This window comes from Spinactinospora alkalitolerans (assembly GCF_013408795.1).
Classification (GTDB): Bacteria; Actinomycetota; Actinomycetes; order Streptosporangiales; family Streptosporangiaceae; genus Spinactinospora; species Spinactinospora alkalitolerans.
In genome coordinates, this window is record NZ_JACCCC010000001.1 from 3,763,870 (window position 1) to 3,777,152 (window position 13,283).

Annotated in this window: 12 protein-coding genes; 8 read left to right on the forward strand and 4 right to left on the reverse strand. The window is 73.3% G+C overall.

All coding sequences use genetic code 11. The features are described from left to right. Entirely contained in the window at positions 1 to 927 is a 927-nt protein-coding gene (locus HDA32_RS16695; protein ID WP_179646740.1) for an EamA family transporter, read from the reverse strand. Positions 928 to 1,073: 146 nt separating this feature from the next. On the opposite strand from HDA32_RS16695, the gene HDA32_RS16700 reads away from it, so the two are divergent. Next, positions 1,074 to 2,021, forward strand: coding sequence for a LysR substrate-binding domain-containing protein (locus HDA32_RS16700; protein WP_179644075.1), 948 nt, complete (start codon positions 1,074 to 1,076; stop codon positions 2,019 to 2,021). A 213-nt stretch (positions 2,022 to 2,234) separates the two neighbouring features. On the opposite strand, the gene HDA32_RS16705 is transcribed toward HDA32_RS16700, so the two are convergent. Both HDA32_RS16705 and HDA32_RS16710 read right to left on the reverse strand, forming a co-directional pair. Further along, the gene (locus HDA32_RS16705; RefSeq protein ID WP_179644076.1) at positions 2,235 to 3,176 is read right to left on the reverse strand and encodes a LysR family transcriptional regulator; all 942 of its coding nucleotides are present in this window, start codon (positions 3,174 to 3,176) and stop codon (positions 2,235 to 2,237) included. Positions 3,177 to 3,321: 145 nt separating this feature from the next. Then, the gene (locus HDA32_RS16710) at positions 3,322 to 4,233 is read right to left on the reverse strand and encodes a ketopantoate reductase family protein (protein WP_312863210.1); all 912 of its coding nucleotides are present in this window, start codon (positions 4,231 to 4,233) and stop codon (positions 3,322 to 3,324) included. 158 nt (positions 4,234 to 4,391) lie between these two features. On the opposite strand from HDA32_RS16710, the gene HDA32_RS16715 reads away from it, so the two are divergent. The 5 genes from HDA32_RS16715 to HDA32_RS16735 all read left to right on the forward strand — a co-directional run bounded on the left by HDA32_RS16715 (position 4,392) and on the right by HDA32_RS16735 (position 10,667). After that, a complete protein-coding gene (locus HDA32_RS16715) occupies positions 4,392 to 4,931 on the forward strand; it encodes a GNAT family N-acetyltransferase (RefSeq protein ID WP_376766964.1) in 540 nt (179 codons plus the stop codon). 206 nt (positions 4,932 to 5,137) lie between these two features. After that, positions 5,138 to 6,127 (forward strand): iron-siderophore ABC transporter substrate-binding protein, encoded by a 990-nt coding sequence (locus HDA32_RS16720; RefSeq protein WP_179644078.1) that lies wholly within the window; start codon positions 5,138 to 5,140, stop codon positions 6,125 to 6,127. Between the two features lie 228 nt (positions 6,128 to 6,355). Further along, positions 6,356 to 7,027 (forward strand): pyridoxamine 5'-phosphate oxidase family protein, encoded by a 672-nt coding sequence (locus tag HDA32_RS16725; RefSeq protein WP_218882500.1) that lies wholly within the window; start codon positions 6,356 to 6,358, stop codon positions 7,025 to 7,027. Positions 7,028 to 7,127: 100 nt separating this feature from the next. Further along, a complete protein-coding gene (locus tag HDA32_RS16730; RefSeq protein WP_179644080.1) occupies positions 7,128 to 8,303 on the forward strand; it encodes a coiled-coil domain-containing protein in 1,176 nt (391 codons plus the stop codon). Between the two features lie 330 nt (positions 8,304 to 8,633). Beyond that, positions 8,634 to 10,667, forward strand: a complete 2,034-nt coding sequence (locus tag HDA32_RS16735; RefSeq protein WP_179646742.1) for an FUSC family protein — start codon at positions 8,634 to 8,636, stop codon at positions 10,665 to 10,667. 30 nt (positions 10,668 to 10,697) lie between these two features. Here the strand turns inward: HDA32_RS16735 and HDA32_RS16740 are convergent, their stop codons facing one another. Next, complete coding sequence (locus tag HDA32_RS16740) at positions 10,698 to 11,366, reverse strand: cyclase family protein (protein WP_179644081.1); 669 nt, start codon at positions 11,364 to 11,366, stop codon at positions 10,698 to 10,700. Positions 11,367 to 11,590: 224 nt separating this feature from the next. On the opposite strand from HDA32_RS16740, the gene HDA32_RS16745 reads away from it, so the two are divergent. After that, entirely contained in the window at positions 11,591 to 12,271 is a 681-nt protein-coding gene (locus tag HDA32_RS16745) for a lysophospholipid acyltransferase family protein (RefSeq protein ID WP_179644082.1), read from the forward strand. Between the two features lie 237 nt (positions 12,272 to 12,508). Beyond that, positions 12,509 to 13,081, forward strand: a complete 573-nt coding sequence (locus HDA32_RS16750; RefSeq protein ID WP_179644083.1) for a hypothetical protein — start codon at positions 12,509 to 12,511, stop codon at positions 13,079 to 13,081. The last annotated feature ends 202 nt before the right edge of the window (positions 13,082 to 13,283 follow it).

The window sequence follows — 13,283 nt, forward strand, 5'->3', positions numbered from 1 at the left end:
TCACACCCCGACCGGATCGGTCGCGGGCGCCGCGGCGCGGGCCGGGCGCTCCGCCGCCCCCCGTTCCGGGGCGGCGGGGTCCTCCGCGGCCGGATCCCGCTGGGCCGGGTCCTGCGCGGCCGGCGCGGCGCCGTTGTAGCGGGCCGAGCCGATTCCGGCGACGACGACCAGCGCCATGCCGACCACCTGGACCGGGGCGGGTGTCTGGGCGATGACGATCATGCCCATCAGCAGGCTGACCGCCGGGTCCAGGCTGACGAAGGTGCTGTAGGCGGTGCGGCTCATCCGCTGCAGCGCGACCATCTCCAGCAGGAACGGCAGCAGCGGGAACAGCAGCGCGACGCCGAACGTGCTCAGCAGGACGCGCGGGTCGGGGTCGGCGACGACCGCGGGCGCCCCCAGGGGCGCGGTGACGACCGCCGACACCGTCATGGCCAGCGCCAGGCCGTGCACGGCGCCGAAGCTGCCGCCGACCCGCTGGGCGAGCACGACGTAGAGCGCGACGCAGACCGCCCCCGCGAGGCCCAGGCCCACGCCGACCGGATCGGCGTCGCCGGTCCAGGGCCGGGTCAGGCACAGCACGCCGGAGACCGCGGCGGCGATCCAGACCAGCTCCCTGCGTCGGCGCAGCGCCAGGACGCCCACGGCGAGCGGGCCGAGGAACTCCAGCGACGTGGCGGTGCCGAGGTCGATGCGCGCCGTCGCCTCGGAGTAGAAGGCCATCATCCCGGCGCTCACTGTGCCCAGGATCACCACGGCCCCCAGCTCGCGCCACGACGATGCGCGCACGGCCGGAAGCAGAGAGCGACCGCTGACGGCCAGCAGGATGAGCGCCGCCCAGCACAGCCGCAGCCAGGTGACGCCTCCGGGGCCGACCGAATCGAACAGCCGGACGGCGGAGGCGCTGCCCGCGTGCAGCACGAACATGCCGATCAGCAGCAGGACCGGGGCCGGCACCCGAATCCGGGCACGGCGAAGCAGGGCCGAGGAAAAGGTGGTCACCCGACCATTGGATCTTTTCCGTTTGTTGCTGTCCAGGGACCATTGGCGAACAGATCGTGTAGTTTTAGCGGATGGACTTGACGCGGTTGCGGCTCCTGGTCGAGTTGGGCCGGCTGGGGACGATGGCGGCGGTCTCGGAGGTCACCGGCATGGGCACCTCCGCCATCTCCAAGCACTTCGCGGTGCTGGAGAAGGAGGCCGGGGTCCGGCTGCTCGTCCCCGACGGCCGGCGCGTGCGGCTGACCCCGGCGGGACACCGCCTGGTCGAGCACGCCGTCGGTATCCTGGCCCGGGTGGAGGCGGCCCAGGCCGAGATGGCCGGCGAGAGCGAACCCGCGGGCCGAGTGGACCTGGTGACGTTCATCAGCGTGGCGCCGCCGATCGTGCTGCCGGCCCTGCGGCGACTGCGCGAGGAGCATCCGCGCGTCGACGTCCGACTCATCGAGCACGAACCGGACCAGGCGCTGGAGCTGCTGCAGACCGGCGCCGCCGATGTGGGCCTGGTCTACGAGTACAGCCTGGTGCCGCGCCGATTCCCCGACACGCTCGCCCTGCACCGCATCGGCGCCGAGCCGCTGCTGCTCGCCCAGCCCTCGACGGCCTCGTCGGGCGGCCGGGCCATGACGGCTGAGCGGCTGCGGGAGCTGTCCGACGCGTCATGGATCGCCAACTCCCGCGGCAGCGACGAGGACGAGCTGGTGCAGCGCATGTGCGCGACGGCGGGGTTCGCACCGAGGATCCGGCACCGCATCGACAACCTCGACGTCGTCACCTCGGTGGTCGCGGCCGGCCGGGGCGTGGGGGTGATGCCGAAGCTGGCGGCGGCGCGGCGGCGCGGCGTCACCCACACCCCGCTCGGCGACATCGGCGGGGTGCGCCGGATCTACCTGGTCAGCCGGACCGGCGGCTGGTCGTGGCGGCCGATCCGCGCGGTCGGTCAGCACCTGCGCGACGCGGCCCGCGCGGTGCTCGACGACGTGGACGAGACTCCGCTGGCCGCCTCGGACGAGCGGGGCTGAGCCTTTACCGAGGTTTGCGGAAGTCGCGTTCGGTCGGGCCTGGACCGTCTGCGGTCGGCGGCCACGCTCTGCTGTGCGGCCGTGTGAGGGGTCGCCGCCAAGAGAAGCGGCGGCGAGGGCGGGGGCTCTCTCGCCGATCTTGATCTTGTGGGGCCTGAAAACGTTGCGATCACCCCGACAAGGTCGAGATCGCCGGAAGGAGGCCCGGGGCGCTCAGGCGGCTCCGTCGTCGGGGACCGTGAGCGGGCTGGCCGAGGGCATCGGCACCTTCCCCGCCGCCCGCCGCATCGCGGTGAGCAGCGGCTCGGGGTTGCCGCCCTGCCGGCCGACCGCCACGACGTGCCGGCGCGGGCCGTTGCGCACCGAGCGCACCACGACGTTTCGGGTGGACAGGCCGGTCCAGGCCAGCCGCGGCATCAACGCGATCCCCAGACCGGCGTTGACCAGCGCGAAGACGGCGCTGAACTCGTCGACGCTGTGCGCCACGCGGGGCTGGAAGCCGACCTGGTTGCAGGCGGCGGCCACGCAGTCGTACCAGGCCGTGCCGGGCTCCGACATGATCCAGTCGGCGTCGGCGAGGTCGCCGGCGAGGTCGAGTTCACCGGAGGCGGCCAGCGGGTGATGGTAGGGCAGCACCGCGTCGAAGGGCTCGACCATGATCGGGTCCAGCCGGAACTCGGGCGTTCCGCTGGGCGGCAGGTGCACCGACGACATCGTCACGGCGAGGTCGAGCGCACCGGTGCGCAGCATCTCCGTGCTCTCCTCCGGCTCGGCCTGCACGATCTGGAACCGCCATCCGGGGTGAGTGCCGCGCAGCTCGGCGACGGCCGGCGCGATGAGGTCGGAGATCCCGGTGGCGAAGGAGCCGACGCGCGCGACGCCGACGGTGCCGTCGGCGTACTCGGCGAGGTCGGCCTGCGCCCGCTCCATTTCGGCGAAGATGGCCTGGGCGTGGTCCAGCAGGACCCGCGCCGCACCGGTGAGCAGGAAGCGGCGCTCCCGCCGTTCGACCAGCGCCACCCCTGCCTCCTTGGCCAACGCGGCCAACTGCTGGGAGACGGCGGACGGGGTCACGTTCAGGGCCTCGGCCGTGGCCGCCACGGTGTGGTGCTTGTCGAGTGCCTGCAACAGCTGCAACCGCCGCACATCGATCATGACTGCCAATTTAGGCCAGTCGGCGCACTCGTTAGCCCGACTAAGGGCCGCGAAACGGTGTTCCTGAACGTGATTCCCTGCACGTCACTCCCGCTGTCCCGGCGCGGGGACCGGCGGACCCCGCGGTCGCGCGGTCCCCGCCGGCTCAGGAGGGGGTGACCCGTTCGAGGTCGGCCACGATCCGCGCGGTCACGGGCACGTCGACGCCGACCCGGCGCGCCGCCCGCAGCAGCGCGCCGCCGAGCGCGTCGACCTCCATGGGGCGCCCGGCCTCCCGGTCGCGCAGCATGGACGGCTTGGTCCCCGGGGGAACGGCGTCGACCGTCTCCAGCACACGGGCGGAGTCCAGCGACACCCCGTACTCGGCGGCGACCGCGGCGACCTCCGCCATCACGTCCACGAGGTCGTCGCGACGCTCGGTGCGCACCCCGCTGACGGCCTGCCTCGCGTGCGCGCACACCAGCGCCGTCGGCAGCAGGAAGTGAAATTTCTCCCACAGCGTGCGCGCCTCGTCGTCGCTGACCTTGACGGTGAAGCCGGTGCCGCGCAACCGCTCGGCCAGCGCCTCGATCCGCCCCTCGGGCATGCCGGGCCGGGCCAGCTCCAGCGCGGTGAAGGGACTGGTCTGGCGGATGCGGCCGGGCGCCACGCGGGTGGACTCCACCCGGATGCCGGCCGCCGACACGTGGGCTTCGGGGTAGTGCGCGCGCAACAGGTCGACGTGCTCGAACCCGTTGAGCAGCGGCAGCACGACGGCGTCGCGGACCTGCCCGGCCGGGACGCGCCGCAGCGCGGCCTCCAGGGAGGTGGCCTTGGTCGCCACGATCAGCACGTCGGCCGGCTCGGTGAGCTCGGGGACGGCGGGGACATCGGCGGTGAAGTCCCCGAAGGAGGCGGACTCCACCCGCAGCCCGTGCGCGGCGATGTGCTGTGCGGTGGACTCGCTCGCCACGACGGTGACCCGGTGGCCCTCGCGGGACAGCAGGCCGGCGAGCAGCCCGCCCACTCCCCCGGGCCCCAGCACCGCGAAATGTGTCAATTTTTTCTCAAGAGGCACGAGAACGGCTCCTTTTCCTTGTGTCCTACCAACGGGTCCCCGACCTTCCGCATAGGCTCACAAACACAGCTCAACCTCGCAATTGGTCTGTACCACGCGAGATCATCGAGTCACGCCAACGCGGTGGAACGGGTGAGAAAAAGATGGAAAATTCGTTGGTGACCAAACCGCGTACGGGGGCTTCAGGCGTGCTGCGTTTCCGCTACCTCGGTCCCTACGAGATCGAGGAGCTGGCCGACCTCTGGCGTGCGCTGCACCGGCAGCACACCGCGATCGCCCCGCACCTCGAGGACCTCATCACCTCCGTGGACGTCGACGAGTCGTGGCGCCGCCGCCGGGCGCGCTACCTGGAGTGGCTCGACGACCCCGACACCCTAGCGGTGGTGGCCGAGCGAGGCGGGACCGATGTCGGGTACGCGATGGTGACGATCCGCCAGGACCACCAGGGTTCGTGGGACCGCGGCGAGCGGGTGGCGGTCGTGCAGACGCTCTCGGTGCACCCCGACTCCCGGGGCACCGGCATCGGCTCGGGACTGCTGGACGAGATCCGGCGGCAGGTGTGCGAGATGGGCATCCGCGATCTGGAGTTGGCCGCGGTGGCCACCAACGCCGATGCGATCCGCTTCTACGAGGAGCAGGGCTTCCGGCCGTTCGTGACCACGATGGTCTCCCGGATCGGCAGCGGCCCGCACGACTGAGCGGGCACGAGAACGCATCCCGGTCCGGCGGCGCGCCCGGGCCGGGATGCGCCGTTGCGGAGGTGCGGTGCGGCGTCCGGCCGCCGCGGTGGGGGCGGATTCCCGGAACCCCGCGGACACGCACCGGTTTTCAGGTTAGCCTTACCTCAGCACGACGGGGCTTTCCCGCGTGCCGTCCGGCCGTGCCGAGAACCGGGAGATCGCCGATGCTCAGACGTCTCCGACCGGCCCCATGGGTCGTCGTGCCGATCGTGTCCGTCCTGATCGCCGCCGGCTGCGGGACCGGCCCGCGCGGACCGGAGCCGGAGGGTGCGACCCGCACCGTCGAGGCGGCCAACGGAGAGGTGGAGGTCCCCGCACAGCCGCGGAGCATCGCCGTGCTGTGGCGGCCGACCCTGTCCGCGGTCACCGAGTTGGGCTTCGACCCCGTCGCCACGCTGGGCGACCCCGGCGCCGACGACGGCGGGCTGGCCCCCTTCCTGCCCGAGGACCACCGGGGACGGCCGCCGCGGTTGATCTCCGACTCCGCCCGGGAGGGCGACATCGACATCGAGGAACTGGCCAACGCGGCCCCCGACCTCATCATCGGTGTGCGGACCCAGAGCGGCGCGCAGGCCGACCTGCTGCCCCGACTGGAGGAGATCGCCCCCACGGTGCTGCTGGAGTGGACGGGGTCGGGCTCCTGGCGCGACCACCTCACCGGCGTCGCCGAGGTCCTCGACGCCGGGGAGCAGGCCGAGCAGGTGAGGACCGACTATGAAGCGGCGCTGCAGGAGGCCAGGGCGGAGATCACCGATGTCGAGGACACGACCGTCTCGCTGATCCGGCTGCAGAGCGAGAGCGAGATCCGGTTCGAGACGTCGCGCTCCTTCCCCGGCCAGGTCATCGCCGACCTCGGGTTCCCCCGCCCCGAGAGCCTGCAGGAGGGCACCGGCGGGACGGACTACGTCGCCGAGAGCTACGAGAACCTGATCCGCGGCGACGGCGACGTCGTCTTCGTCTTCCCCGGCAGCGGCTACGCCGACGCGCCCGGCACCTTCGACGGGCCGCTGTGGTCACAACTGCGGGCCGTGCGGGAGGAGCGGATCTTCGCCGTGGACTACGACGAGTGGGGCGCCGCGAGCCACTCCGGCGCCCATCGCATCATCGACGACGTCCGGGCGGCGTTCAACGGGGACCTCCCGCCGGCCGTCTGAGCCGACGCCCCTTGATGCCCGCCCGGAACGCCCTGCCGAGGTCTGCGGGGGCCGTGCGGCGGACCCCGGCCACCTGATCACGGAAGGTCCCTGCTCATACGGGCCCCGCGGAGATCTTCCGCGGGGCCCTGGCGTGTACGGGGACGGGATGACGCCTTTCCCGCGCCCTCCACGTCCTGCTATTCTCATAGTACATAAACTAATTCGTACTAGTACGAATGGATGAGCATGGACATCGCACAGACCTCCCCGGCGGCCGACTACCCGGCGACCGCACGCACGACCCCGACCCGACACCTCGAACGCGCCCACTACGACCGCGCGACCGTGCACGCCATCCTGGACGCCGACTTCGTCTGCCACATGGGCTTCGTCGCCGACGGACTCCCCGTCGTCCTGCCCACCCTCTACGCCCGGGTCGGCGAGCGCCTCTACATCCACGGCTCCACCGGCAGCCGCCCCCTGCGCTCGGCCACCGACGGGCTCGACGTCTGCCTCACCGTCACCCTGCTGGACGAGCTGGTCCTGGCCCGCTCGGCGGTGCACCACTCCGTCAACTACCGCTCGGTCGTCGTGCACGGCCGCGCCACCCGGGTGACCGACGAGGCCGAACTCACCCTCGCCCTCGACGCCCTGGTCGACCACGCGGTGCCCGGCCGCGCCGCCGACTGCCGGCCCGCCGACGCCAAGGAGCGCGCCAAGACCGCCGTGCTGCGCCTGGACCTGGCCGAGGTCTCGGCGAAGGTCCGCGCCCAGGGCGTCGGCGACGAGCCCGAGGACATGGACCTGGCGCACTGGGCCGGGCTGATCCCGCTCGACCGCGTCATCGGGACCCCGGTCCCCGATCCCGCCGTGCCTGAGGGCACGGCCCTGCCCGGCTACCTCCGGCACCTGGGATAGCCGACCGCCCGGCGGCCCCGCGCGGCCCGGCGCGCTTCCCCGACCGGAGCGCCACGCGCGGACCCGGACCGCGGGGGCGAGAACCGCTACCCTCATCGGCGTGGCCGACACCGATGCGAACACCTGCAACTTCCCCGGCTGTAACCGCCCCGTCCCGCGCGGCACGTCGCCGGGCCGGCCACCGGAGTACTGCGACCTGCCCGAGCACACCCGCTGGCGCGCCTGGCGGGAACGGCAGCGGCTGCAGCAGGAGGCCGAGGAGCGCAGGCGCGACATCGAGGGCGGCAAGGAGGACGCGGCGCGGCGGGAGCAGCCGGCCGGAGCCGCCCTCTCCGGCGCCGGCTCCACCCCGGTCAGCGACGCCCGACTGCGCGCCGACGAGCTGCTGACCCGGTTCGCGGTGCAGGCCGAGCAGCTCACCTCGACGCTGACCGCCGCGACCGAGGCGTTCTCGGCGATGACCGATCCGGCCAACGCCGAGGCCCAGGTGGAGGCCGCGCGCGTGGACGCGGCCCGCCGGGTGGCGGAGGCCGACGGGGGCCGGCTGACGGCGGAGAACCGGCGGCGCGAGGCCGAACAGGCCGGGAAGCGGGCCGAGGAGGCCGCGGCATCGGCCATCGCCGCGGCCGGCTCCGCCGAACGCATGGCCGACGAGGCGATCTCGGCCCGCGACGGCGCCAGGACCGAACGGGACGCTGCGCTGGAGCGGGCCCGGCTGGCCGAGGAGGAGCGCGACACCGCCGCCGCCGAACGCGACGCCGGGCTGGCGGAGGCCGAGCAGCGGGCGCGCACGGCCGAACAGCAGGCCGCCGAGCGGGTGGAGCGGGAGCGCCTGCGCGCGGAGCGGCGGCTCGCCGAGGCCGCCGAGCAGGCGGCTGCGCAGCAGGCCCGCCTGGAGGACCGGCTGGCCGAGGAGACCCGGGCCAAGGAGGAGGCGCTGCGCCGCGCCGAGCGCGCTGAGTTCGCCACCGAGCGCGCCGAGGCCGGGACCGGCGAGGCGCGGGCCGAAGCCGAGCGGCTGGCGGGCGACCTGGACCGGCTCCGCCGCGGTGCCGAGGAGGAGCGCGAGAGGTCGCGCGCCGAACTGGCCGATCAGCGCGACACCGCCGCGCGGTCCCTCGCCGAGGCGAAGGAGGCCGCCGCCCACCGCCTGGCGGCGGTCGACGACGCCAGGGCCCAGGCCATCCGCCGCGCGGAACGCGCCGAGGCCCAACTGGACGACGCCCTGGCCGAGTTGAAGCGCCTGCGCGCACCGGAAAACCCCAGCCGATCCTGACCTTGAGGTTCAACCTCGACCACCGAAGGCTTGAAGCTCAGCCCCAGGAGGGATCCGCGGTGACCGGGCGATCCTCTCGCACGCCACCCCTCCTGGGGCGGACCTTCACGACTCCCTGGGGTCGAGGTACGCGTGCCCTCGTCCCGCACGCCATCCCCCTGGGGTGGGCCTACACAACCCCAGAGTCGGACCTCTGTGAGTTCATCGCCGGACACCGGGCCGGGGTGCGCCCCTCCTACCATTGGGATTGTGCGTGATCAGGAGGCGGCAGCCGACGACCAGGACGACGACCCCAAGCAGGCCGAGCCCGAATGGAGGCCGCCCGCGCGGATCCGGCCGAAAGTCGCCGAGCGGCCCCGGCAGCGGGTCGACCTCAAGGCGCTCTTCGGGTTGGCGTCGGGCGGATGGGCCTGGACCACGGCGGTCAAGGCGACCGCCGCCATGGGGCTCTCCTTCACCTGCGCCGCCCTGCTGCTGGATCCCTCGACCGGCGCCCTGGCCGCGCTGGGGTCCATGACGGTCCTGTACGAGAAGAACACCCCCTACGTCCACCGCGCCGTCGCGCTCGCGCTCGTCGGTCTGGGGTTCGTCCTCAGCGTCGCGCTCGGCTCACTGGCCTCGCTCACCCCCTGGACCGCGGCCGTCGCCATCGGGCTGGTCGCCGGGGTCGCCACCTGGATCTGCCAGGCGCTGCGGGTGGACAAGCCCGGCGCGCTGTTCTTCGTCCTGGTCTGCGCCATCTCCACGATCGTCCCCGGCGGCGTCGCCATGGTGCCGACCCACGCGGGGGTGGCCGCCATCGGTGCCGGCATCGGCTGGCTGGTGTCGATGACCGGGGCGCCCTTCCGGAGCCGGCACCCCGAGCACCGCGCGGTCGCCGACGCCTTCCGGCAGCTCGCCGCGCTGCTGCGGGCCATCGGAACGCCGAAACTGGACCACGTCCAGCACGACGCCTCGCTGGCGGTGGCCGAGGCGTGGCGGCTCGTCCTGCTCGCGCAGACCCGCGGCTACCGCGACACCCCCGCGGCGGCCCGGCTGCGGGCCCTGCTGCGCTGGGTCTCCGACATCCACCTCGCGGCCACCGAGGTCTCGATGGCCCGGACCGAACCGCTGCCCGCCGTCGCCGCCGACTTCGCCGAAGGGCTGGCCGCCGCGGTCGGCAAGCCGGAGCTGTGCCCGGACCCCGCGAGGCTGGACGAGGTCCGCAAGGGGCTGCGCCCGCGCTCCCTGGAGTCCCGGCTCTACAGCCACCTGGCCCGCGCGGCCCCGACCGCGCGCAAGCGCGACCACGAGATCAACGGGCGCGGCGGCGTGCTGTACGACACCCGCTATCCCTCCATCGCCGATTCGCTGCGCTCGGCGCTCAGCCGCGACTCGCTGGTCCGCCCGACCACGCTGCGCATGGGGATAACGGTGGCGGCGGCCGGCCTGCTGGGCATCGCCCTGGGAGCCGACCGGTTCTACTGGATCTCCATCACCGCGACGGCGGTGCTGCAGGGCGGCAACGTGGTGCTGACGGTGAACCGGTCCACGCAGCGGGCGCTGGGCACCGCCCTGGGCGTCTTCATCGGCGCCGGGCTGCTCATGCTGGAACCGCCTCTGCCCGTCGTGATCGCCGCGGCGGCGGTCTTTCAGGGGCTCACCCAGCTGGTCGTCGGCCGCAACTTCTTCTACGCCAGCATCCTGATGACGCCGATGGCGCTGCTGCTCGCCCATACCGCCGCGCCCTACCCGGTGGAGCAGCTGGCCGAGTCGCGCGTCATCGACACCGTGATCGGCTCGGCCGCGGGCATGCTCGGCGCTGTGCTGCTGTGGCGCAAGGCGTCGGCGTCGCGGCTGCCGCAGACCATCATCGAGGTGCTCGACGACGCGCGCACCGTGGTCACCGAGGTGCTCGACCCCGACGTCAGGATCAGCCCGGAGCGGCGCTACCGGCTCCGCCGCGACCTGCGGGCCGACCTGCTCAGCCTGCGCGGCGTCTACGACAGCGCCGTCGGCGACGTGCCGCGCGCCCGGACCACCCAGCCGCTGTGGCCGGTCGTGATCGCGACCCAGCGGACCGGCTACCTCGCGCTGTCGGCGCTGGCCCTGGAGGATCCACCGCCGGCCGCGCACATCACGCTGCAGCGGGTGGACCTGGCGTTCAGGGAGCTGCGCGCGGCGATGCAGGAGGAGCGCGCGCCCCACCTCGGCGCGCTGCCGAGGCTGGTGGACTATCCGCGGATCAACATGGAGCTGCGGGCGCTGTCCTCGTCGATGCGCACCGCCGTGGCCGAGGACGAGCGCGGCGCGGAGAAGGAGCGGCAGCTCCGGGCGCAGCGCGAGCAGCGCCGCGCCCGGGAGGAGTCCGACGCCGACCTGTGAGCCGCCGCGCCTTCCGGGGAGGCCGAAGCGCTACCGGTCGGCGATGAGGGCGAACGCCCGCACCGGGAAGGTGCCCAGGCCGCGCACCTTCACCGGGACGGCGAAGAACTGGAAGCCGGCGGCGGGCAACTGGTCGAGCAGGCAGAGGTGCTCGACCACGGGGATCCCGGCCGCGAGCAGCGCCGAGTGCGCCGGGCGCGCGCCGCCGCTCTCCGGCGAGGTGTCGTCGATGTTGACCGAATCGATGCCGACGAGCGCGGCGCCCGCCTCGACCAGCGCCTTCGCGCCCGCCTCGGTGAGGTGGGGGTGCTCGGGCGAGCCGTAGGCCTCGGTCCGCCAGTAGCGGTCCCAGCCGGTGCGGATCAGCACCGCCCTGCCGGCGACGTCGACCCCCTTCAGCGCCTCGGGGCCGACCGCGCGCTCGGTGGCGTCGATGACCGCCCCGTCCAGCCCGGCGACCTTGTCCAGTTCGAGGTCGGCGAGGTCGGAGCCGTCGCGGTAGCGGTGGGCCGGGGTGTCCAGGTAGGTGCCGGTGTTGGCCACCATCGAGATGCGCCCGATGTGGAACTCGGTGCCGGGCGCGTAGTCGCGCCGCGATTCGTCGAAGGACAGGTGGTCCTCGACGACCGGCGCGGGCAGCCCCGGGTAGGTCGTCATGCCCGCCACGATCTGGTGGCTCAGGTCGGCCAGATGCGTCATGCCTCGCCCTCTCTTCTTCGCTCCGGCCCCGCGCCCGGCCCCGGCGGCGTGGCGGGGCCCGTGCGGAGACGGCGACGACAACGTTCGCCCCCTCAGAGGTCTAGACCAAACTCTAGCGCGGACGTCGCCGGTCACGAGGGTGGACGCGCGATCCGCCGCGCACCCCGGCGGCGCTAGAGTTCGGTGCGACGAAGAACCGCCGCGACGAAGAGGAGGGACGCACCGTGTCGCTGTACGGGGCCGTCAGGACGGTCATCGCGCCGGCCACCCGGGCGCTGTGGCCGCTCCGGGTGGAGGGCCTGCACCACATCCCCGCACAGGGGCCGGTGATCCTGGCGAGCAACCACCTGTCCAACATCGACCCCCTGTTCCTCGGCGTGGTCGTGCCGCGCCAGGTTCTCTTCATCGCCAAGCAGGAGCTGTTCGCCGAGGGCAACCCCGCCCAACGGGCGTTCGCCCGGGCGCTGCGCGCGATCGGGCAGTTGTCGGTCGACCGCCGTCCGGGGCAGAGCTCCCAGGAGGCGATGGACAACAGCCTGAAGGTGCTCGCCGAGGGCAACGTGTTCGGGATCTTCCCCGAGGGCACGCGCTCCCCCGACGGGCGGCTCCACCGGGGGCAGACCGGCCTGGCCTGGCTTGCGCTGACCTCGGGCGCGCCCGTGGTGCCGACCGCGCTCTCCGGCACTCAGCGCATCCTGCCCCGAGGCCGCAGGGTCCCCTCCTTCCGCCGGATCGGGATCCGCTTCGGCCCGCCCGTGGACCTGTCGGCGTGGGCGGGGCAGGCCGACCGGGCCAGGGCCAGGCGCGCGGCCACCGACGCCATCATGGCCGACATCCAGCGGCTGTCCGGACAGGAGCAGGTGCCCCGGTTCGCGGCCTCGGTCAAGGCCGAACTGGGGCGCTGAGGGCGCGGCCCGGGCACCGGGCCGCGCCCGCTCCCCCTCGACCATTTCCCACTTTCCGTGTTCCCACCCCAACGCTGGGTCACAACGGTTTAGAGTTGCCGTAGATAGGGCGTGTTCGGCGCACGGCGTCGCGCGAACGCGCCCACGACCGGTCCCCTCTTCCAGTCGGTCCCTCCCGGCCGCGCCGCCACGGCGGCGCACGCCGGTGACGGTTCCACGAGCGGGGAGGTCACAGCGGTGAAACGGCTCAGTCGACTGCGTTTCGCGGTTTTTCCGGACAACGGGCTCTTCCGCGTCTACGGCCTGGGCGCCAGGCCCGGCCGGGGCGAGGTCCCGGAGCTGTCCGGCGGCTCACTGCTCGCCTGCGGCTACGACCACCTGGAGTTGAGCACTCTGCAGGGCAAGGTCGACGTCACCGTCGTCCTTGAGGAGTGGGACGGCGATCCGGACGCCGGGCCGCCTCCTGCCGACGAGGGCCCGTGGGAGGAGACCGCTGCCGCAACGGTGTTCCTGCGCGGCTACGTCACCGTGGGCACCGACGCCTCGGGGCGCGCCATGGGAACCCGGCTGGCCGGCGGCACCGGCCGCTACCGCGTCGAGGTCGGGGCGCGGCACCGGCACGCGGTGGCGGAGCGCTATGATCGGCTCCTCCAGCGCTACCGCGACCTGCACTCCGAGGAGTTCCGGGTGGCCGAGCAGGACCTGCGCGGGCTGGAGGAGTTCCTCATCCGGCTGTGGCCGATGGCCGCCGCGGACGGGGATCCCCCGCACGGAGGCGGCGTGAGTTACCCCACAGCCGTTTCGGGCTGAGAGCGGCCCTTCCGGGTGTTTGACCCGGGTGAGGGCGGCTTTCCTCCGCTGACGTGCGGAGAGAGGCCACGACCCGGATCGAAGTGGCGCGGCGGTCCGCGCGGGCGGAGAGTTGCCTACCTTTATAGTCGGTTTAGTGGGACACTCTCGTCCTGTAGATTAGGCTAGCCTAGCCTTCTTAAACGCGTCGTGCACGACATGG